Origin of the sequence: Pseudomonas sp. I3-I5 (genome assembly GCF_022699445.1) — a bacterium.
GTDB classification, from domain to species: Bacteria; Pseudomonadota; Gammaproteobacteria; order Pseudomonadales; family Pseudomonadaceae; genus Aquipseudomonas; species Aquipseudomonas fulva.
Genome location: NZ_CP093940.1, coordinates 357,213 through 377,527, shown reverse-complemented (window position 1 = coordinate 377,527; position 20,315 = coordinate 357,213). Strand labels below are relative to the sequence as shown.

Below are 20,315 nucleotides of genomic sequence, written 5' to 3'. Positions count from 1 at the left end.
CCCTTTTAATAGACGATGGGACAACCTCTCATTTAGGAGCAGTACCAAATGCCCATGTCCAGTTTCTTGAACAGCTTGCTCGCTGCCTATGCCCACGCTGCCACAGGCGCGATCTGCGAGTTCTCGCGCCCCGAGTGATGCCCGGAATGATGTCGATGTGCAGTGATCGAGTAACCGGTAGTCGCTGAAGGAGGGGCCGCCAGGCGGCCCGGGGTTTCAGCGTGGAATGACTGGCTGACGCGGCTTTTTCCCGCCTTTGCCACCCTTGGCCGACTCCTTGCGCTCCTTGGCCGCTTGCTGGTTGCGGGCGAACGCCTCCGCCTTGGCCTTCTCGCGCTTGTCCCATGGCTTGCTGCCATCGCTGGCGCGCGGCGGCAGGCCGGAATGCTGGGTCAGGATCTTCTGATCCTTGCCCACCTTGTGGCTACCGGCTGGCGTCGAGTTCTTGCGCCGGGCGCTCTGGTAGGTATCGGATTGCGGCTGGTGCAACGGGATCAGCTGATGCTTGCCTGGCCCGATCAGGTCGGCACGCCCCATGCGCTGCAGCGCCTCGCGCAGCATTGGCCAGCCCTTGGGGTCGTGGTAACGCAGGAACGCCTTGTGCAAGCGACGCTGCTCGTCGCTCTTGACGATGTCCACGCCCTCGCTCTTGTAGGTCACCTTGCGCAACGGGTTCTTGCCCGAGTGGTACATGGCGGTGGCCGACGCCATCGGCGAGGGGTAGAACGCCTGCACCTGGTCGGCACGGAAACCGTTGCCCTTGAGCCACAAGGCCAGGTTCATCATGTCTTCGTCGGTAGTGCCAGGGTGCGCCGCGATGAAGTACGGGATCAGGTACTGCTCCTTGCCCGCCTCCTTGGAGAACTTCTCGAACATGCGCTTGAAGCGGTCATAGCTGCCAATGCCCGGCTTCATCATCTTGTCCAGCGGGCCACGCTCGGTGTGCTCGGGGGCGATCTTGAGGTATCCGCCCACGTGGTGGGTTACCAGCTCCTTGACGTACTCCGGCGATTCCACCGCCAGGTCGTAGCGCAGGCCCGAGGCGATGAGGATTTTCTTCACGCCTGGCAGCGCACGGGCCTTGCGATACAGCTCGATCAACGAGCTGTGGTCGGTGTTCAGGTTCTCGCAGATGCCCGGGAACACGCACGAAGGCTTGCGGCAATGCTTCTCGATTTCCGGGCTCTTGCAGGCGATACGGTACATGTTGGCGGTGGGGCCGCCGAGGTCCGATACCACGCCAGTGAAGCCGGGCACTTTGTCGCGCATCTCCTCGATCTCGTTGAGGATCGATTCGTGCGAGCGGTTCTGAATGATGCGCCCTTCGTGCTCGGTGATCGAGCAGAACGTACAGCCGCCGAAGCAGCCGCGCATGATGTTGACCGAGAAACGGATCATCTCATAGGCCGGGATGCGCTCCTTGCCATAGGCCGGGTGCGGCACGCGCGCATAGGGCATGCCGAACACGTAGTCCATTTCCTCGGTGCTCATGGGAATGGGCGGTGGGTTGAACCACACGTCCGCCTCGCCATGTTTCTGCACCAAGGCGCGGGCGTTGCCTGGATTGGTCTCCAGGTGCAGCACACGGTTAGCGTGCGCATACAGGACCGGGTCGTTACGCACCTTTTCGAACGACGGCAGGCGAATCACCGACTTCTCACGCGTCACGCGCGGGCTGTCGAGGATCTGCACCACCTTGGCTTCGTTCGGGTCTTCCTGGTCGCCCTTGGCTTGTTCGATGGCGCAGGCCTGGGTGTCCTGGGTGTTGACGTACGGGTTGATGATCTTGTCGACACGCCCCGGACGATCGATACGGGTAGAGTCGATTTCGAACCAGCCGTCCGGGGTGTCCCGCCGCACGAAGGCCGTGCCACGCACGTCGGTGATCGATTCGATCTTCTCGCCGTTGGACAGCCGTTGCGCCACCTCGACCACGGCACGCTCGGCGTTGCCGAACAGGAGGATATCGGCGCTGGCGTCGATCAGGATCGAATGGCGCACCTTGTCCTGCCAATAGTCGTAGTGCGCGATGCGGCGCAACGAGGCCTCGATGCCGCCCAGCACGATGGGCACGTGCTTGTAGGCTTCCTTGCAACGCTGGCTGTACACCAGGCTGGCACGGTCAGGCCGGCTGCCCGCCAGGCCGCCCGGGGTGTAGGCGTCGTCGGAACGGATCTTCTTGTCGGCGGTGTAGCGGTTGATCATCGAGTCCATGTTGCCGGCAGCCACACCGAAGAACAGGTTGGGCTCGCCAAGCTTCATGAAGTCGTCTTTGGACTGCCAGTTCGGCTGGGCGATGATGCCCACGCGAAAACCCTGGGCTTCCAGCAACCGGCCAATGATGGCCATGCCAAACGACGGATGGTCGACGTAGGCATCGCCGGTCACGATGATGATGTCGCAGGAATCCCAACCGAGCAGATCCATCTCCTCCCTGCTCATTGGCAGGAAAGGTGCTGGCCCGAAGCATTCGGCCCAGTACTTGGGATAATCGTAAAGTGGTTTGGCTGCTTGCATATCAGTGACCGGCTCTGGTGTGCAGGGAAATCGCGGGCGCGGAGAATAGCACAAATTTTAACCAAATCCGACTGTCTTCGTGGGAATTGGCAAGCGTGCGACGGTTGGGGCGTGACGCCTTGTGGGGCACGTTCGCCCCACGATTCAGGTAAGAAGGTGCGTCTGGTGAAGCAGGATCAGACGTTATTCATCGTCGTCGAAGTTATACATCCCTGGCGCCAAGTTCTCGAAACGGGTGTACTTGCCGATGAACGCCAGGCGCACAAAGCCAATTGGCCCGTTACGCTGTTTGCCGATGATGATTTCCGCCACGCCTTTGTGCTCGGTTTCGGGGTGATACACCTCGTCGCGGTACACGAACATGATGACGTCGGCGTCCTGCTCGATTGCACCGGATTCACGCAAGTCGGAGTTCACCGGGCGTTTGTTTGGGCGCTGCTCCAGAGAGCGGTTGAGCTGCGAGAGGGCAATGACCGGGCAATTGAATTCCTTGGCCAGGGCTTTGAGCGACCGGGAGATTTCGGAAATCTCGTTCGTGCGGTTGTCACCCGAAGAACCAGGAATCTGCATCAGCTGCAGGTAATCGACCATGATCATGGCGATCTCACCGTGCTCGCGTGCCAAGCGTCGGGTGCGCGCGCGCATCTCCGATGGGCTGATGCCGGCGGTGTCATCGATGAACAACTTGCGGTCGTTTAGCAGGTTCACCGCCGACGTGAGGCGTGGCCAGTCGTCGTCGCTCAATTGACCGGAGCGCACCTTGGTCTGGTCGATACGACCCAGTGAGGACAGCATACGCATGACCAGCGATTCGCCTGGCATTTCCAGCGAAAACACCAGCACGGCCTTGTCGGTACGCAACACGGCGTTTTCCACCAGGTTCATGGCGAACGTGGTTTTGCCCATCGAAGGCCGGCCCGCCACGATGATCAGGTCGGCCGGCTGAAGGCCGCTGGTTTTCTCGTCCAGGTCGGTATAACCGGTGGAGATACCGGTGATGTCGCTGTCGGAGTTGAACAAGGTGTCGATGCGGTCGATGGCCATGGTCAACAGGTCGTTGACCCCTACCGGGCCGCCTGTCTTGGGCCGCGCCTCGGCGATCTGGAAGATCTGCCGCTCGGCGTCGTCGAGGATTTCCGCCGCATCACGGCCTTGCGGGTTGAACGCATTGTCTGCGATGTCGGTACTGATGCTGATCAGCTGCCGCAGCGTGGCCCGCTCGCGAATGATCGCGGCATAAGCCTTGATGTTGGCCACCGAAGGCGTGTTCTTGGCCAATTCGGCCAGGTATGCCAGGCCACCGACCTGCGTCGACAAGCCTTCCTTGTCGAGCTGCTCGTGCAGCGTCACCACATCGAACGGCTGGTTGGCGTCAGCCAACTTGTGCACGGCACGGAAGATCAACCGGTGGTCATGCCGGTAGAAGTCACCGTCCGACACCTGATCCAGCACCCGCTCCCAGGCGTTGTTGTCCAGCATCAGACCACCGAGCACGGCCTGTTCGGCCTCGATGGAATGCGGCGGCACTTTCAGGGCTGCGGTTTGCAGGTCGAGCTGTTCGGAGGTAGTGATCTCGTTCATGGCCACGAAAGAATTCTGGAGGATGAAAAAGACAAAGGGCACGGCCTGTCGAAGACAGGACCGTGCCCGATGTTAACCGGCTGACACCTGACGGGCCAGCCAGTCAGCGCAGCTTAGGCAGCTACGACGACCACACGTACGGTGGCTTCAACGTCGCTGTGCAGGTGCACGGCTACGTCGTATTCGCCAACCTGACGGATGGTGCCGTTCGGCAGACGAACTTCAGCCTTGGCCACTTCAACGCCGGAGGCGGTCAGGGCGTCAGCGATGTCGTGGGTGCCGATCGAACCGAACAGCTTACCTTCGTCGCCAGCGGTGGCAGTGATGGTCACTTCCAGCTCGGCCAGTTGGGCAGCGCGGCTTTCAGCCGACGATTTACGGTCTGCAGCTGCTTTTTCCAGCTCGGCGCGACGCTCTTCGAACGCAGCCAGGTTGGCGGCGTTGGCAACGGTAGCCTTGCCGAATGGCAGCAGGAAGTTACGGCCGTAACCAGCCTTAACTTTTACTTTATCGCCCAGGTTGCCCAGGTTGGCGACTTTTTCCAGCAGGATCAGTTCCATTTGGTAAAACCTCTTAACTTTTAACCTTCACCGTTCGCGGAGTCATTCCCTTTGGGGGACTTGCGACCGCGAAAATCAATCAGGCTGTCGACAATGGCCAGGACCACCAGCAACGGGTAAATCAGCTGCATGATCAGCGGCAGCGTCACGTACATCACTACTAGCCAGAAACCGGCCAGTCGGCCCTGCGCCACAAGCCCATGCATCAAAGCGATGCCGGCCAGCACCAGTACCAGGCTCGAAGCCGATGCCAGGATGATGAACTGCGGCCCGATGAACGGGGCCACCACCATCACTGCCACCAGGGCCACCATGGTCTGTTTCGGCAGCTTCAGGGCACGAAACTCGTGACCGAAGCCTCCAGGGTTGTACAACGCTGCCTGCCAATAACGCGCCAGCACCAGGGCCAGCACGCAGAACAACTGCACTGTCACGGCTGTGGAAGTGACCAGCAATGGGCGGATCACTTCACCGGAGAGTACCGGCTGCCCTTCGACTTGCGGCATGGCTTCGGCAAACGCCTTGGCCAGCGCATCGAAGGTAGGGGCCAGCGCCAGATCAAGCACGAGGCTGAACGCCACGGCGAACACGGCACTGACCACCAACACCCGACTCCAGGGATGCTCGGCCCGCAACAGGCCGGCAAGTGCCAGGGCACCCGCGATCACCATGAAGGTGATCGGATCGCCCATGACCCAAACGGCCAACCCTGCCAGCAAGCCGCCAGCGATGACCGTTGAAGCATCCTTGAACCCGCGTCGCAGCAGCACAAGGCTGCCGGCAGCGGCACTCAACCAGAACAGCAGCGGCAATACCGCGCTGATGACCACCACGAGGGTGGCCTGCACACGACCGCGCATGATGAAACTTGCTAACGCTCGCATGCTAATCCCTTACTGCTTGTCGACGACCCGGTCTCAGCGGCCGTGGCTGTCGGTGTAGGGCAGCAGGGCCAGGAAGCGGGCGCGCTTGATAGCGGTAGCCAGCTGACGCTGATAACGAGCTTTGGTACCGGTGATACGGCTTGGAACGATCTTGCCGGTTTCGGATACGTAAGCTTTCAGGGTGTTGAGATCTTTGAAGTCGATCTCTTTCACGTCTTCAGCAGTGAAGCGGCAGAATTTACGACGACGGAAGAAACGTGCCATTTAATAGGCTCCTCTAAAGGTCCGTGGATTACTCGTCAGCGTTATCGCTGGAGTCGCTGTCATTGCTGTCGTCGCCTTCGGCGGACTCGGCATGCTCAGGACGCTCGCGACGCTCACGGCGCTCGCTGCGGTTTTCTTCAGCCTTCAGCATCTCGGACTGACCGGTAACGGCTTCGTCGCGTCGGATGACAAGGTTACGGATAACGGCATCGTTGTAGCGGAAGTTGTCTTCCAGCTCGGCCAGGGCCTTGCCGGTGCACTCAACGTTCAGCATCACGTAGTGAGCCTTGTGAACATTGTTGATTGCATAGGCCAGTTGACGACGGCCCCAATCTTCCAGGCGGTGGATCTTGCCACCATCTTCTTCGATCAGCTTGGTGTAACGCTCAACCATGCCGCCGACTTGCTCGCTCTGGTCCGGGTGAACCAGGAAGATGATTTCGTAATGACGCATGAATGCTCCTTACGGGTTAGTAGTCTGCCAGCGAATCTGGTCAGACAAGGAGTGAATGACACTGGTGTGTCTTGCCAGGGAGTAGAGGCACATGCGCACCTGCCAGCTCGGCAAGGGGCGCAATTGTAGAGAAGGCCAGACAGACAAGCAAGGCAATTGGCGATTATTTGAACAACCGGAAACACTTCGACGCGGCATCTGTCGCGTCGCGGGTACAGCGGCCCGTGCAGGATCCGTTCAAGCGGGCACGTGCCGGCCAAAAGACCGGCACGGTCATGGGATCAACCCTTGGCCTGGCGCTGGCGCACGGCCTCGAACAGGCACACGCCAGTGGCCACGGACACGTTCAGGCTGCTGACGCTGCCACTCATCGGCAGTTTCACCAGAAAGTCGCAGTGCTCGCGGGTCAGCCGGCGCATGCCCTTGCCTTCGGCGCCCATGATCATCACCAGCGGGCCGGTCAGGTCTTGCTGGTAGATTTCCTGCTCGGCTTCGCCGGCGGTTCCCACCACCCACAGGCCACGCTGCTGCAGCTTCTCAAGCGTACGCGCAAGGTTGGTCACGGCCACCAGCGGGATCACCTCGGCTGCGCCGCACGCGACCTTGCGCACCACAGGCGTCAGGGTCGCCGATTTGTCCTTGGGCACGATCACGGCCGTTGCGCCCGCTGCATCAGCGGTACGCAGGCAGGCACCAAGGTTGTGCGGGTCGGTCACCCCGTCCAGCACCAGGATCAGAGGCGGGGTTTCAGTGCGCTCGAGCAACTCCTCGAGCATGAGCTCACCCCAGACCTGGCTGGGGCTCACCTCGGCGACCACGCCCTGGTGCACGCCTTCGACCCAGGCGTCCATCTCGCGGCGCTCAGCTTGACCCACAGCTACGCGGTTCTCGGCGGCCAAGGCCAGCAGCGCTTGCAGGCGCGGCTCGCTGCGGCCCTCCGACAGCCAGATCTGCTTGACCCGCTTCGGATGGTGCTGCAACAGCGCCTGTACCGCGTGAACGCCGTAGATCTTTTCCAACTGACTCATGAATTGCTCTTGCTCTTGCGTGATGCGCCGGATTTCGACGGCCCTTTACGGTGCTTGGTAGGCTTGCCAGACGTCTTGCTGCCCTTGTCCGACTTGCTGCTGCCGTGGCTGGTACTGCGGGCCTCGGTCATCAGCGCCTTTTTCATTTCGCGGCTCTTGCGCACCTCGGCGTTGCGCTGCACGGCGTCCTTGGGGAAGTACGCCTCGGAGGCTTCGCTCTTGCGGCTGCGCGGCTTGGGCGTGGCCCTGGCCTTCTCTTGCTCCGGTGCTTGCTCGGTCGGGGCAGCGGCAGCAGGTGTACCGCGCTGCTTGCGACCGATCGGAGCGGCCAGGGTGGCGTCGGCCACTTCGAAGTCGATCTTGCGCTCGTCCAGGTCCACGCGCATGACCTTGACCTCGATCGTGTCACCCAGGCGGAAGCTGCGGCCAGTGCGTTCGCCCGACAGACGATGATGCACAGGGTCGAAGTGGTAATAGTCGCCCGGCAGCGCACTGACGTGCACCAGACCCTCGACGTAGATGTCGGTCAGCTCGACGAACAGGCCGAAACCTGTCACCGCCGTGATCACACCCGGGAACGTCTCGCCCACGCGGTCCTTCATGTACTCGCACTTGAGCCAGTTGACCACGTCACGTGTGGCTTCGTCGGCCCGGCGTTCGGTCATCGAGCATTGCTCGCCCAGTTGCTCGAGGGTGTTCTCGTCGTACGGGTAGATACGCGCCTTGGGAATGCTCATGGCACCGGCACGCTTGACGTGTGGGGTATCGACCTTGGAGCGGATGACGCTGCGGATGGCGCGGTGGACCAGCAAGTCAGGGTAACGACGGATCGGCGAGGTGAAGTGGGTGTACGCCTCGTAGTTCAGGCCGAAGTGGCCGTTGTTGTCGGTGCTGTACACCGCCTGGCTGAGCGAGCGCAGCATCACGGTCTGGATCAGGTGGAAGTCCGGGCGGGCGGCGATGCTCGCCAGCAGTGCCTGGTAGTCCTTGGGCGACGGGTCCTTGCCCTTGTGCAGTGACAGCCCCAGCTCACCCAGGAAAGCACGCAGCTTTTCCAGGCGCTCCGGTGGCGGGCCATCGTGCACCCGGTACAGGGCCGGCACACCGTGCTTTTGCAGAAACTCTGCCGTGGCCACGTTGGCGGCCAGCATGCATTCCTCGATCAGCTTGTGCGCATCGTTGCGCACGGTCGGGCGAATTTCCGCGATCTTGCGGTCTTCGCCGAAGACGATGCGAGTTTCCTGGGTCTCGAAGTCAATGGCACCGCGGGTGTGCCGGGCATCGAGCAGGACCTTGTACAGGTTGTAGAGGTTCTTCAGGTCCGGGACGACTTCCTTGTATTCCTCGCGCAGCGCCTTGCCTTCACGGGTGCGTGAATGCTCGAGCATGCTGCTGACCTTGTTGTAGGTCAGCCGGGCGTGAGAGTGGATGACCCCTTCATAGAACTGGTAGTCGACCATCTGCCCGGCCTTGTTCATGGTCATTTCACAGACCATGGCCAGGCGATCGACGTGCGGGTTCAACGAGCACAGGCCGTTGGACAATTCCTCGGGCAGCATGGGCACCACACGCTCGGGGAAGTACACCGAGTTTCCGCGCTGCTGGGCTTCCACATCCAGCGCCGAGCCCAGGCGGACGTAGCTCGACACGTCGGCGATCGCCACATAAAGGCGCCAGCCGCCGGAGAACATCCGCAGCTTGCCCAGGGGTTCGCAGTAAACGGCGTCGTCGAAGTCGCGCGCGTCCTCGCCGTCGATGGTCACGAAGGGCAGGTGGCGCAGGTCGACGCGCTTTTCCTTGTCCTTGTCTTCGACTTCAGAGCGGAACTTGCGGGCCTCCTTGATCACATCCTTGGGCCAGACGTGCGGGATATCGTAGCTGCGCAGGGCAACGTCGATTTCCATGCCCGGCGCCATGTAGTTGCCGACCACTTCCACCACATCGCCTTGCGGCTGGAAACGCGCCGTTGGCCAATGGGTGATCTTGATCTCGACGAACTGGCCGATCTTCGCGCCACCGTTACGCCCGGCCGTGACCAGCACTTCCTGCTGGATCTTCGGGTTGTCAGGGGTCACGTAACCGATGCCGCCTTCCTCGAAGTAGCGGCCTACCACGCTTTCATGGGCGCGGGAGACGACCTCGACCAAGGCGCCTTCGCGGCGACCACGGCGGTCGACGCCGGACACACGCGCCAGGGCGCGGTCGCCATCGAACACCAGGCGCATCTGCGACGGGCTCAGGAACAGGTCTTCGCTACCGTCGTCGGGAATGAGGAAGCCGAAGCCGTCGCGGTGGCCGGAGACGCGGCCGCAGATGAGGTCCAGCTTGTCCACCGGGGCATAGGTGCCGCGCCGGGTATAGATAAGCTGGCCGTCGCGCTCCATGGCCCTGAGGCGGCGGCGCAGTGCTTCGATCTGGTCTTCTTCGTGCAGACCGAACTCTGCCGCCAGCTCCTCGCGCGCGGCCGGTTCGCCACGGTCGGCAAGGCGCTGCAGGATCAGCTCACGGCTGGGAATGGGGTTGTCGTATTTTTCCGCTTCGCGAGCGGCCTCGGGATCGAGGGATTGCCAATCGGCCATCAGAAGGGGTTCACCTTGGGGTATATAGATAGGAATTCTGGCATAGGCGTATTGAAACCGGAAATGTCAGCCTTGGACAGCCCCCTGAGGAGCGCCCGGCGAGCGGCAATAGGCCCATGAAATCAACAAGTTGAATTTTTTGAGATTTTTTTTGATCGAGGGCTTTACAGCCCCCGAGGGCATCCGTATAGTGCGCACCACGACGACGGACAACCCCGAAGTTGTAGTAGAGATGAGCGGCGCTGTAAAGCATCTTTTATCTCGAATGTGTGCCCAGGTGGCGGAATTGGTAGACGCGCTGGTTTCAGGTATCAGTGGCTTAACGGCCGTGGAAGTTCGAGTCTTCTCCTGGGCACCAAAATTTTCAAGTAATAGATGACCAAGGATCTGTTACTACTGTGTGAAGCGAACAATAGTCGCCTTCATCAGATGATGTAAAGCTTTGCCCAGGTGGCGGAATTGGTAGACGCGCTGGTTTCAGGTATCAGTGACTTAACGGTCGTGGAAGTTCGAGTCTTCTCCTGGGCACCATACAAAAACCCACTAGCTTGCTAGTGGGTTTTTTCTTGCCTGAAATTTAGCATCATGGCCCCGCCCTTCCGTGTTTTCGGCGTTGTGCAAGATGGCGCACAAAACCCAACGCCTCGCCCTTTCCGACGCGTGCATAGCCCCAAGCACCCCGCTCAATGAATTTATCGTCACCTCGCCACATGAGAAACGATTTCGTTTACCATTGTTTCCAAATATGTAGCCGTAAGCGAGGAAGTACCCGCATGACGATCCGCCCGCAACCGCTGATGCGCACCCTGGCCGCCGCCGTGTTGAGCCTGGTCATCGGCGCTCCGGCCGCCATGGCAGATGCGCCGGTCACCTTGACCATGTACAACGGTCAGCACAAGGAAATCGGCGAGGCCATCGCCAAGGCTTATGAAGCCAAGACCGGCATCCATATCAATATCCGCAAGGGCAGCAGCAACCAGCTGGCCAGCCAGATCATCGAAGAAGGCGAGCGCTCGCCGGCCGACATCATCTATACCGAAGAGTCGCCACCCCTGAATAACCTGGGTGAGCTGGGCCTGCTGGCAAAGATCGATGATGCCACGCTCAACATGCTGCCCAAGGAATATGTCGCCGCCAACGGTACCTGGATGGGCGTGACCGCGCGGACCCGGGTGGTGGTGTACAACCCCAAGAAAATCGACGAGAAGGACCTGCCGACCACGGTCATGGACTTCGCCAACCCTGAATGGGACGGGCGCGTTGGCTTCGTACCCACCAGCGGGGCCTTCCAGGAGCAGGCGGTAGCCATCCTGAAGATGCATGGCCGCGAAGCAACGGAAGAATGGCTGACCGGCCTGAAGGCATTCGGCAAGACCTACACCAACAACATGGTCGCCCTCAAGGCCGTGGAGAAAGGTGAAGTGGGCGCGGTGCTGGTCAACAACTACTACTGGTACGCCCTGGAGCGCGAGCGCGGCAAGCTTGACTCCAAGCTGTACTACCTGGCCGATGGCGACGCCGGCAACCTGGTGACCATTTCGGGTGCCGCGGCCGTGAAGGCCAGCAAGCACCCCAAGGAAGCCCAGGCATTGCTCAACTGGATGGCCAGCGAAGAAGGCCAGCGCGTGATCACCCAGACCACGGCCGAATACCCACTGCACAAGGGCATGGTTTCCGATCGCGGCCTGAAGCCGTTCGACGAGTTGCGCCCGCCCAAGATCACGCCGGCCGACCTCGGCAATGCCGAAGAAGCCCTTGAGCTTGAGCGTGAGGTCGGTCTGCTCTGATGACTGCCGCCCTGACCCAGCCGGTGCCGGTACGTTTCGTACCGCGCCGCAAGCGCCCCTCGATCTGGGTGGTGCTGCCCGTGCTTTTCCTGGTGGCGATGAGCGTACTGCCATTGCTCTACGTGGCCATCAAAGCCTGGGAAGCCGGCTGGCGAGAGGCGCTGTACCTGTTGTGGCGCCCCTACGTATGGGGGCTGATGCGCAACACCCTGCTGCTGATGGTCGGGGTTACGCTGACCTGTATGGTCGTAGGCCTGGCGCTGGCATGGCTGCTGGAGCGCAGCGACCTGCCCGGGCGCAGGTTGTGGGGGGTGGTGCTGTGCCTGCCCTTTGCCGTGCCGTCGTTCGTCAGCAGCTTTACCTGGGTTTCGCTGAGCTCGGACTTCGAAGGCTTGGGCGGCGCCATTCTGGTAATGGCCCTGTCCAAGTACCCGCTGATCTTCCTCCCGGTGGCGGCCACTTTACGCAACCTGGACACCTCCCTTGAGGAGTCGGCGCGCACATTGGGTTGCAGCCGCTGGAGCGTGTACCGGAAAGTCACCCTGCCCTTGCTGTGGCCGTCGATGCTGGGTGGCGCCCTGCTGATCGCCCTGCACATGCTCGTGGAGTTCGGCGCACTGTCGATTCTGGGCTTGCAGACATTCACCACCGCCATCTACCAGCAGTTCGAGCTGGAATTCAGCAACGCCAACGCGGCCATGTTGTCCGCCGTGCTGTTGGCCATGTGCTTGATCATGCTGTGGCTGGAACTGCGGGTACGTGGCAAGGCACGGCATGTACGCATTGGCCAGGGCGTGGCACGCCGCGCTCAGCCTGTAAAGCTGCGTGGCTGGGCGATACCTGCTCAAGTGTTCTGCCTGGGCCTGGCCGTATTGGGCAGCGGTATTCCATTGGCCATGCTCGGTTACTGGCTCAGCGTGGGTTCATCCGCAGCGTTCCCCATTGCGGATATTTCCAGGGCACTGTTCACATCGCTGTCCGTGTCGCTAGGCGGCGCCGGTTTCTGCGTCGTGCTGGCTCTGCCGATCAGCTTCCTGGTGGTGCGCTACAAGGGGCGCCTGGCCATCTGGGCAGAACGCCTGCCCTACCTGTTGCATGCCCTGCCCGGGCTTGTCATTGCCCTGACGCTGGTGTTCTTTGCCCTGCACTACGTGCCGGCGCTGTACCAGACCACGGCGTTACTGCTTCTGGCCTATGCACTGCTGTTCCTGCCTTTGGCCCAGTCGCCCGTGCGCACGGCCTTGAACAAGGCATCCCCTACGCTGGAAGAGGCGGCACGCACCCTGGGTGCAAGCAGCTTTGCCGCGTTCTGCAAAGTGACCCTGCCGATCATCTTCCCGGCGATGGCAGCGGCCTTCGCCCTGGTGTTTCTGGACGCCATGAAGGAATTGACGGCAACGTTGCTGCTCAGTCCTACCGGCATGACGACCCTTGCCACCGAAGTCTGGGCACACACGGCCAATGTCGAGTTCGCAGCGGCGGCACCCTATGCGGCGCTGCTGATCGTGGTTTCAGGGTTGCCGGTGTATTTGCTGACAACGCGGATGTACCTGAACCGCGCGTGATGGCCCAAAGCGCATCACGCCCGGAACTGGCCCAGACTTGCCCGAAGCTGGGCCGCCAGATCGTCCAGCACCTTGCTGCTTGCCGTGGTCTGCATCACCACTTCGGCTGAACGTTCGGCCTGGGTATGAATGTTCTGCACCCTGCCGCGCACCGCTTGCGCGCCATTGGCCTGCTGTTCGGCGGCGCGGGTGGCCAGGCCTATCGCCGCATGCACCTGCTCGACGGCAGCCTGTACCGACTGCTGGCGACGCTCGTTGTCACGCAGCACCAGCAGCCCTTCGCTGGCCTTTGTACCCGCCTGACTGATCGTGGCCACCGCCTCCTTCGCCCCTGCCTGCAGTGCGGCAATATGCGCTTGGATGTCACCGGTGGAGCGTTGCGTCTTGCTCGCCAACGCCCTCACTTCATCCGCCACTACGGCAAAGCCTCGCCCCGTCTCGCCGGCACGGGCGGCTTCGATGGCGGCGTTGAGGGCCAGCAGGTTGGTTTGCTCGGCAATGCCGTGGATGACCGTCAGCACCACCTCGATCTGCTCGCTTTGCTTGGCCAGGCGCTCGATGACCTGCGAGCCTGCATCCACCTGCCCGGCCAGGTTTTCGATGAGCCCGGCCAGTTGCGTCGAGGTGCGACTGTTTTCGTCAGTGGCCTGGCGAATGTCCACCACCTGCTGCAAGGCGGCCTGCATGGCATGGCTCTCGGCCTGGGCTTCTTCAGCCATGCTCGACAGGTCGCTCAGGCTGGCCGCCACCTCATCACGCTGCAACGCGGCGGCGGCATCGGCGCCTGCGTTGCGCTGGGTCATGGCGCCGATCTCCACACCGGTGCGCTCGGCCACGTCACCGGCTTCGCGCACGATAGGTTGCAGCTTGTCGACGAAGCGATTGACCGCTGAGGCCATGTCGCCAATCTCGTCGCGGCTGTCCAGGGGTACCCGCTTGGTCAGGTCGCCTTCGCCCGCTGCCAGGTCATCGAGCGCCGCGATCAACAGGCGCAACTTGCTCACCACACGCCGGCCTAGCACTATGGCCACCACCAACAGCACGCCCAGCCCCACCAGCACCAGGCCCAGGCCGATGCGCCAACGCAATTCTGCCGCCGCATCGCGCACGGTTTGAGCTGTATTGTTCTGCATGGCCGCGGCGCTGCCTTGCGCAGCCTCCAGGCGTTCACGCAGTGTCTTGCCACTGTCGGCAGCCGCCCCCACCAGGCTGTCGCCAACCAACTGTTCGCTGCTGGTGATCAAGGCCGCGAAACGTTGGTCCAGAGCGGCCAGCTGCTGATCGATGCCGGCGGTTGAAACACCCATCAGCACCTTGCCGATTTCTGCCCCATTCGGGTTGATCGACGCTTCGACCATGAACACAGCAGGGTCGCGGCGTGCGGCCTCGATTACTTTGTCCAGCGCCCGCTCCCCTTGCCCCTTCTCGAGCAATGCCTGGTTGATTGGGTTCTGTCGGTTCAGGTAGCGGGTCAGGTGCTGGCCTTCTGCATCGTCATAAATCACGAACAGAACGTTGGGATTGCGCTGCGCCCGTCGGGCGAAATCCGATAACACCGGCACATCCTTGTCCCAGATGGCGCGCGGCGCCACCGAGGCCAGCAACTCTGCCATGTCGTTGGCGGACTCTTTCAAGGTGCCTTCGAGGGTCTCGCGCAGTTGCTGCTGCTCGGCCTGCAGGCGTGTCGAGAGCCCTGCACTCAAGCGTTGGCGAGTACTGGCAGACAAGCCATCGAGGCCTGCGCGCACCTCCTGGCCGGCTTGTTCCAGATCAGTCGTGAGTTGTTGGCTGTCATGCCCAAGGCGTTGGGCCAGTTCGCGCTCAAGGGCCGAAACCGTGCTTCGTGTCAGGGCAACGGCCACCAGCACCTGCACCAAAAGGGCGATACCCAAGGCCACAAAAACAGGCCGCAACAGGCGGCTTCGTAACAGCGAAAGGATGGCAGACACGGTAAAACCCTCGTGTTTTCTGGCGCCATTACTTTGATGGCATCGACAGACAATTCTTACAGCAAGGGTTATGCCGGTAGCAGCGGGGATACACGCCAAGCTCAAGCAATACGAGCTTCGTACCCACAATGAAAAACGCCGCGACCCCTGTTCAGGGCCACGGCGTCAGATCAGCCTGGAGGGCAGATCAGGCGAACGGATGACGCAGCACGATGGTTTCGTTGCGGTCCGGGCCGGTGGAGATGATGTCGATCGGTGCGCCGATCAGTTCCTCGATGCGGGTGATGTAGGCACGCGCATTGGCAGGCAGCGCTTCCAGGGTCTTGGCACCCAGGGTCGACTCGCTCCAGCCCGGCAGTGTTTCGTACACCGGTTGCAGGCCGATGTAGCTGTCGGCATCGGTCGGGGCTTCGATCACTTCACCATTGGCATCCTTGTAACCTACGCAGATGTTGATGGTCTCCAGGCCGTCGAGCACGTCGAGCTTGGTCAGGCAGATACCCGAGATGCTGTTGACGTCGATGGCGCGGCGCAGGATGACGGCATCGAACCAGCCGCAACGACGGGCACGCCCGGTCGTGGAACCGAACTCATGGCCACGCTTGGCCAAGGTGGCGCCCGTGTCATCGAACAGCTCGGTTGGGAACGGACCCGAACCTACGCGGGTGGTGTAGGCCTTGGTGATGCCCAGGATGTAGTCCAGGTACATCGGGCCCACGCCGGAACCGGTCGAGATACCGCCAGCGGTGGTGTTGGAGCTGGTGACGTACGGGTAGGTACCGTGGTCGATGTCCAGCAGCGAGCCCTGTGCGCCTTCGAACATGATGTCCTTGCCGGCACGACGCAGGTTGTGCAGCTCGGCAGTGACGTCGAGCATCATCGGCTTGAGCTGTTCGGCGTAGGCCATGCACTCGTCCAGCGTCTGCTGGAAATCGATGGCAGGCTCTTTGTAGTAATTCACCAGCTGGAAGTTGTGGTAGTCCAGCAGCTCGCCCAGCTTTGCGGCAAAACGCTCGCGGTGGAACAGATCGCCCACGCGCAGGCCACGGCGGGCAACCTTGTCTTCGTACGCTGGGCCAATACCACGGCCGGTGGTGCCGATCTTGGCTTCGCCACGGGCTTTTTCACGGGCCTGGTCCAGCGCGACGTGGTACGACAGGATCAGCGGCGCAGCCGGGGAAATGCGCAGGCGCTCACGCACCGGTACGCCCTTCTCTTCCAACTTGGTGATCTCGCGCATCAGTGCATCGGGTGCAACGACCACACCGTTGCCGATCAGGCATTGCACGCCTTCACGCAGGATGCCGGATGGAATCAGGTGCAGAACGGTCTTTTCACCGTTGATCACCAGGGTGTGGCCCGCATTGTGGCCACCCTGGTAGCGCACGACGGCGGCAGCATGTTCGGTCAGCAGATCGACGATCTTGCCTTTGCCCTCATCACCCCACTGGGTGCCCAGGACGACGACATTCTTACCCATTACATTGGTCCTCATTCACGCAAACTTGGTTGCCGGCCTGTTGCCGACGCAGAAACTCACTGGGCCAGCGGCAGAACCTGCCAGCGCCCGTCTTGCTGAATCAATTGACGATCACAATCCGCTTCAAGGGCAGCACTCAGCGGCTGACCAGGCAGGGCCTGGACCACACGCTGGCCCTCGTTGCGCAACTGGCAGACATGCTGCCATAGGGCCGCATCGCCACTGTCCGGCATCCAGATGCCGCCCGTGGGCAGTACGACCTCCGCTCGCCCCAGTGTGACCAGGGTCTTCAAATCCGTGGAGAAACCGGTAGCCGGGCGCGCCCGGCCAAAGTCGGCGCCGATGTCGTCATAACGGCCGCCTTGGGCAATCGACTGCCCTTCACCTGGTACGAACACCGCAAACACCACGCCCGTGTGGTAGTTGTAACCGCGCAGTTCACCCAGGTCGAAGTACAACGGCAACTGCGGGTAACGGGCGGCCAGCCGATCGGCGATGGCCAGCAAATCGTCCAGGGCCGCCAGCACGCTGGCAGGTGCACGACCCAGGCGTACGCGGGCCTCGGCCAGGACTTCCCTGCCGCCGCATAGCTCGACCAGGGCTCGCAACATGTTGCCCACATCGTTTGGCACGTCGGCCGTCAGCGCCTGCACTTCGTCGACCGCCTTACGTTGCAGGGCGTCGAACAACTGCTGCTCGACCGCGCCCGACAGACCGGCGGCCCGAGCCAACCCACGGTAGATACCCACATGGCCCAGGTCCATGTGGACATCAGGCACATCGGCCAACTGCAACGTGGCGAGCATCAGGCTGATGACTTCCACATCGCTGGTGGGGCTGGCATCGCCATACAGTTCGGCACCCAGCTGGATAGGGCTGCGCGAGGTGGACAAGGCACGCGGCTGGGCATGCAGCACACTGCCGGCGTAGCACAACCGGCTTGGGCCTTCACGGCGCAGGGTATGGGCGTCGATGCGCGCAACCTGCGGCGTGAAGTCGGCACGAAAGCCCATCAGGCGGCCGGACTGCGGGTCTACTACCTTGAAGGTACGCTGATCCAGGTCCTGGCCGGCGCCGGTGAGCAGCGACTCCAGGTACTCGATATGCGGGGTGACGACCAGTTCGTAACCCCAACTCTGGAACAGGTCCAACACCTGGCGACGCGCGATCTCGATACGCGCAGCCTCAGGTGGCAGTACTTCCTCGATGCCATCTGGCAGCAGCCAGCGGTCTACCGTTGCCATTACGCCTTTTCCCCTCTGGTCCGGGCGGCCGCCAGCAGGCCGGCCGTCAGTAAAGCAGGTATCGCGCACAGCAACGGGCAGCACTGATCCCAGCGCAGCCACCGTACCCGATACCCTCGAATTGCCTTGCGAACGTGTCAAAAGCGGACCGACACCGGGCCGATCAACCTTGCAGACGCAAAAAAGCCGGGAAATTTCCCGGCTGACTCATCATACACCCCTTTTGATTCGGGATGCACCCTGCCTGGCGTTTTAGCTGCCAGGCGGGGCGCCTGCCCGAATTCGACTCAGGGCCTGCTCTTGTCCATGAAGCGGAAGAACTCGTTCTTCGGATCCAGGACCAGCACGTCGCTCTTGCTGGAGAAGCTCTCGCGGTAGGCTTGCAGGCTACGGTAGAACGCATAGAAATCAGCGTCCTGCGTGTAGGCCTTGGCGTAGATGGAAGCCGCCTGGGCATCACCGTCACCGCGGGTCTCTTCAGCTTCGCGATAGGCCTCGGCCAGCAGCACACGGCGCTGACGATCGGCGTCTGCACGAATACCTTCAGCCAGCTCGTTACCCTTGGCCCGGTGCTCGCGCGCCTCGCGCTCACGCTCGGTGCTCATGCGGTCGAACACGCTGCGGTTGACTTCCTTGGGCAGGTCGATGGCCTTGACGCGGACGTCGACGACCTCGATACCCAGCTCCTTGTTGGCCATGCGGTTCAGCGAAGCGGTGATGTCGGCCATCAACGCGTCACGCTCACCCGACACCACCTCGTGCAAGGTGCGCTTGCCGAACTGGTCACGCAGGCCGCTTTCCAGACGACGGGACAGACGCTCGTCAGCAATCTGCTTCATGCCGGAGGTGGCCGTGTAGAAGCGCTCGGCATCCTTGACGCGCCATTTGGCATAGGCGTCGACCATCACCGCTTTCTTCTCCAGGGTCAGGAACCGCTGGGTAGGCGCGTCGAGGGTCATCAGGCGGGCGTCGAACTTGCGTACCTGGTTCACGTACGGCACTTTCACGTGCAGCCCTGGCTGGACATCGGCCTGGACGACCTTACCGAAGCGCAGCAGAACTGCACGCTCGGTCTGGGACACGATATAGAAGCTGTTCCAGGCCACGATGGCCAGAACCACGGCGGCGATCAGGGCGATCAGCGATCGGTTGCTCATCAGCGGCTCTCCCTAGTGCGCAGTGGCTGCTGTTGCTGTTGCGTGTCCTGCGCCGAGCGCGCGGCCGCAGCGTCGTTGGCCGACGATACGCCGCTTGCAGGCGCGGACGGGTTGCGGCTGCCTTCGACCATCTTGTCCAGCGGCAGGTAGAGCAGGTTGTTCTGCCCGTCCTTGGTCGCCACCATGACCTTGCTCGAATTGCTATACACCGCCTGCATGGTTTCCAGGTACAGGCGCTGACGGGTCACGTCAGGTGCCTTGCGGTACTCGGTGACCAGCTTGGTGAAGCGGTCGGCCTCACCTTTGGCTCGGGCAATGACTTCATCGCGGTAGCCGTTGGCGTCTTCGATGATGCGCTGAGCCTGACCACGGGCTTCGGGCACCACGCCATTGGCGTAGGACTCGGCCTGGTTGCGGGCACGCTGCTCGTCTTCGCGGGCCCGGATCACGTCATCGAAGGCTTCCTGCACTTCACGCGGGGCTGCCGCGCTCTGCACGTTGACCTGGGTAACGGTGATACCGGTGCGGTAGTTGTCGAGGAAACGCTGCAGACGTTCGCGGATGTCCACGGCCATCTGTTCACGACCTTCGGTCAACACCTGGTCCATGGACGTAGAGCCCACCACGTGACGCAGGGCGCTGTCGGTCGCATGCTGCAGGCTGACCTCGGGCTGGTCGACGTTGAGCACGAAGTCCTGCAGGTTGCTGATCTTGTACTGGACGGTCAGCGGCACCTCGACGATGTTCTCGTCTTCGGTCAGCATCTGGCCCTGCTTGGTGTAGGCCCGCTCGCGCGTGACGTTTTCCATGTACTTGCGATCGATCGGCGGGAAGTAGATGTTCAGGCCGGGACCGACCGTCTCATAATACTTGCCGAAGCGCAGCACAACGGCTTGCTCCTGCTCGTCGACGACATACACGGCGCTGTACAGCCAGATGGCCGCCAGCACTGCCAGGCCGATGGCCAGCAGCCCCAGGCCGCCGCCCTTGCCGACATTGCGGTCACCGCCACCCCGTTTCTTGCCACCACCGAACATGCCGTTGAGGCTGTCCTGCAGTTTGCGGAAGGCCTCGTCCAGATCCGGCGGACCTTTTTTGTCGCCGCCACCACCGCCACCGCGGCGGCCGCCCCAGGGATCCTGATTGTTCGAGTTGCCACCCGGCTCGTTCCAAGCCATAGCGCTCTCCATCTGATAAAGCAAAGACGCGCCCACGGCGCGCCGTCCAATGCTACAGAATGCCTGTCACTGCTGCCCGACGACCTCG

15 protein-coding genes and 2 tRNA genes are annotated in these 20,315 nt (G+C 62.0%); 4 read left to right on the top strand and 13 right to left on the bottom strand.

Features of this window, described 5'->3' with window-relative positions; genetic code table 11:
• Positions 1-216 precede the first annotated feature (216 nt).
• The 8 genes from MOP87_RS01595 to rnr all read right to left on the bottom strand — a co-directional run bounded on the left by MOP87_RS01595 (position 217) and on the right by rnr (position 9,867).
• Positions 217-2,517: a YgiQ family radical SAM protein gene (locus MOP87_RS01595; protein WP_059183429.1), complete on the bottom strand. Its 2,301-nt coding sequence runs from the start codon at positions 2,515-2,517 to the stop codon at positions 217-219.
• Positions 2,518-2,700: 183 nt separating this feature from the next.
• On the bottom strand, positions 2,701-4,098 hold the full coding sequence (dnaB, locus tag MOP87_RS01590) for a replicative DNA helicase (protein ID WP_023532900.1): 1,398 nt from the start codon (positions 4,096-4,098) through the stop codon (positions 2,701-2,703).
• Positions 4,099-4,211: 113 nt separating this feature from the next.
• Positions 4,212-4,658 (bottom strand): 50S ribosomal protein L9, encoded by a 447-nt coding sequence (rplI, locus tag MOP87_RS01585; protein ID WP_012316464.1) that lies wholly within the window; start codon positions 4,656-4,658, stop codon positions 4,212-4,214.
• Between the two features lie 20 nt (positions 4,659-4,678).
• Entirely contained in the window at positions 4,679-5,542 is an 864-nt protein-coding gene (locus tag MOP87_RS01580; RefSeq protein WP_242810039.1) for a hypothetical protein, read from the bottom strand.
• Positions 5,543-5,575: 33 nt separating this feature from the next.
• Complete coding sequence (gene rpsR, locus MOP87_RS01575; protein WP_003249563.1) at positions 5,576-5,806, bottom strand: 30S ribosomal protein S18; 231 nt, start codon at positions 5,804-5,806, stop codon at positions 5,576-5,578.
• A gap of 28 nt (positions 5,807-5,834) precedes the next feature.
• The gene (gene rpsF / locus MOP87_RS01570) at positions 5,835-6,260 is read right to left on the bottom strand and encodes a 30S ribosomal protein S6 (RefSeq protein ID WP_021783885.1); all 426 of its coding nucleotides are present in this window, start codon (positions 6,258-6,260) and stop codon (positions 5,835-5,837) included.
• Between the two features lie 281 nt (positions 6,261-6,541).
• The gene (gene rlmB, locus MOP87_RS01565) at positions 6,542-7,288 is read right to left on the bottom strand and encodes a 23S rRNA (guanosine(2251)-2'-O)-methyltransferase RlmB (RefSeq protein ID WP_023532995.1); all 747 of its coding nucleotides are present in this window, start codon (positions 7,286-7,288) and stop codon (positions 6,542-6,544) included.
• Entirely contained in the window at positions 7,285-9,867 is a 2,583-nt protein-coding gene (rnr, locus tag MOP87_RS01560) for a ribonuclease R (protein WP_027913945.1), read from the bottom strand. The genes rlmB and rnr overlap by 4 nt, the downstream gene beginning before the upstream one ends.
• 271 nt (positions 9,868-10,138) lie before the next feature.
• On the opposite strand from rnr, the gene MOP87_RS01555 reads away from it, so the two are divergent.
• The 4 genes from MOP87_RS01555 to MOP87_RS01540 all read left to right on the top strand — a co-directional run bounded on the left by MOP87_RS01555 (position 10,139) and on the right by MOP87_RS01540 (position 13,219).
• Positions 10,139-10,225 (top strand) — tRNA-Leu (locus MOP87_RS01555).
• Between the two features lie 86 nt (positions 10,226-10,311).
• Positions 10,312-10,398: transfer RNA gene (locus MOP87_RS01550), tRNA-Leu, on the top strand.
• A gap of 242 nt (positions 10,399-10,640) precedes the next feature.
• Complete coding sequence (locus MOP87_RS01545; RefSeq protein ID WP_027913946.1) at positions 10,641-11,654, top strand: extracellular solute-binding protein; 1,014 nt, start codon at positions 10,641-10,643, stop codon at positions 11,652-11,654.
• Positions 11,654-13,219 carry an iron ABC transporter permease gene (locus MOP87_RS01540; protein WP_027913947.1) on the top strand — a complete coding sequence of 522 codons (1,566 nt, stop codon included), beginning with the start codon at positions 11,654-11,656 and terminating at the stop codon, positions 13,217-13,219. Before MOP87_RS01545 ends, MOP87_RS01540 begins: the two co-directional genes overlap by 1 nt.
• Positions 13,220-13,233: 14 nt before the next feature.
• Here the strand turns inward: MOP87_RS01540 and MOP87_RS01535 are convergent, their stop codons facing one another.
• The 5 genes from MOP87_RS01535 to hflK all read right to left on the bottom strand — a co-directional run bounded on the left by MOP87_RS01535 (position 13,234) and on the right by hflK (position 20,227).
• On the bottom strand, positions 13,234-15,168 hold the full coding sequence (locus tag MOP87_RS01535; protein WP_242810038.1) for a methyl-accepting chemotaxis protein: 1,935 nt from the start codon (positions 15,166-15,168) through the stop codon (positions 13,234-13,236).
• Positions 15,169-15,355: 187 nt separating this feature from the next.
• Positions 15,356-16,648, bottom strand: coding sequence for an adenylosuccinate synthase (locus tag MOP87_RS01530; protein WP_023533002.1), 1,293 nt, complete (start codon positions 16,646-16,648; stop codon positions 15,356-15,358).
• Between the two features lie 56 nt (positions 16,649-16,704).
• A complete protein-coding gene (locus MOP87_RS01525) occupies positions 16,705-17,892 on the bottom strand; it encodes an ATP phosphoribosyltransferase regulatory subunit (protein WP_027913949.1) in 1,188 nt (395 codons plus the stop codon).
• A 287-nt stretch (positions 17,893-18,179) separates the two neighbouring features.
• Positions 18,180-19,049, bottom strand: coding sequence for a protease modulator HflC (gene hflC, locus MOP87_RS01520; protein WP_027913950.1), 870 nt, complete (start codon positions 19,047-19,049; stop codon positions 18,180-18,182).
• Positions 19,049-20,227: an FtsH protease activity modulator HflK gene (hflK, locus tag MOP87_RS01515; RefSeq protein WP_027913951.1), complete on the bottom strand. Its 1,179-nt coding sequence runs from the start codon at positions 20,225-20,227 to the stop codon at positions 19,049-19,051. Before hflK ends, hflC begins: the two co-directional genes overlap by 1 nt.
• Positions 20,228-20,315 lie beyond the last annotated feature (88 nt).

Coding starts and splice junctions, on each gene's coding strand:
- MOP87_RS01595 (WP_059183429.1), bottom strand. CDS start 2,517: ATGCAAGCAGCCAAACCACTTTACGATTATCCCAAGTACTGGGCCGAA.
- dnaB (WP_023532900.1), bottom strand. CDS start 4,098: ATGAACGAGATCACTACCTCCGAACAGCTCGACCTGCAAACCGCAGCC.
- rplI (WP_012316464.1), bottom strand. CDS start 4,658: ATGGAACTGATCCTGCTGGAAAAAGTCGCCAACCTGGGCAACCTGGGC.
- MOP87_RS01580 (WP_242810039.1), bottom strand. CDS start 5,542: ATGCGAGCGTTAGCAAGTTTCATCATGCGCGGTCGTGTGCAGGCCACC.
- rpsR (WP_003249563.1), bottom strand. CDS start 5,806: ATGGCACGTTTCTTCCGTCGTCGTAAATTCTGCCGCTTCACTGCTGAA.
- rpsF (WP_021783885.1), bottom strand. CDS start 6,260: ATGCGTCATTACGAAATCATCTTCCTGGTTCACCCGGACCAGAGCGAG.
- rlmB (WP_023532995.1), bottom strand. CDS start 7,288: ATGAGTCAGTTGGAAAAGATCTACGGCGTTCACGCGGTACAGGCGCTG.
- rnr (WP_027913945.1), bottom strand. CDS start 9,867: ATGGCCGATTGGCAATCCCTCGATCCCGAGGCCGCTCGCGAAGCGGAA.
- MOP87_RS01545 (WP_027913946.1), top strand. CDS start 10,641: ATGACGATCCGCCCGCAACCGCTGATGCGCACCCTGGCCGCCGCCGTG.
- MOP87_RS01540 (WP_027913947.1), top strand. CDS start 11,654: ATGACTGCCGCCCTGACCCAGCCGGTGCCGGTACGTTTCGTACCGCGC.
- MOP87_RS01530 (WP_023533002.1), bottom strand. CDS start 16,648: ATGGGTAAGAATGTCGTCGTCCTGGGCACCCAGTGGGGTGATGAGGGC.
- MOP87_RS01525 (WP_027913949.1), bottom strand. CDS start 17,892: ATGGCAACGGTAGACCGCTGGCTGCTGCCAGATGGCATCGAGGAAGTA.
- hflC (WP_027913950.1), bottom strand. CDS start 19,049: ATGAGCAACCGATCGCTGATCGCCCTGATCGCCGCCGTGGTTCTGGCC.
- hflK (WP_027913951.1), bottom strand. CDS start 20,227: ATGGCTTGGAACGAGCCGGGTGGCAACTCGAACAATCAGGATCCCTGG.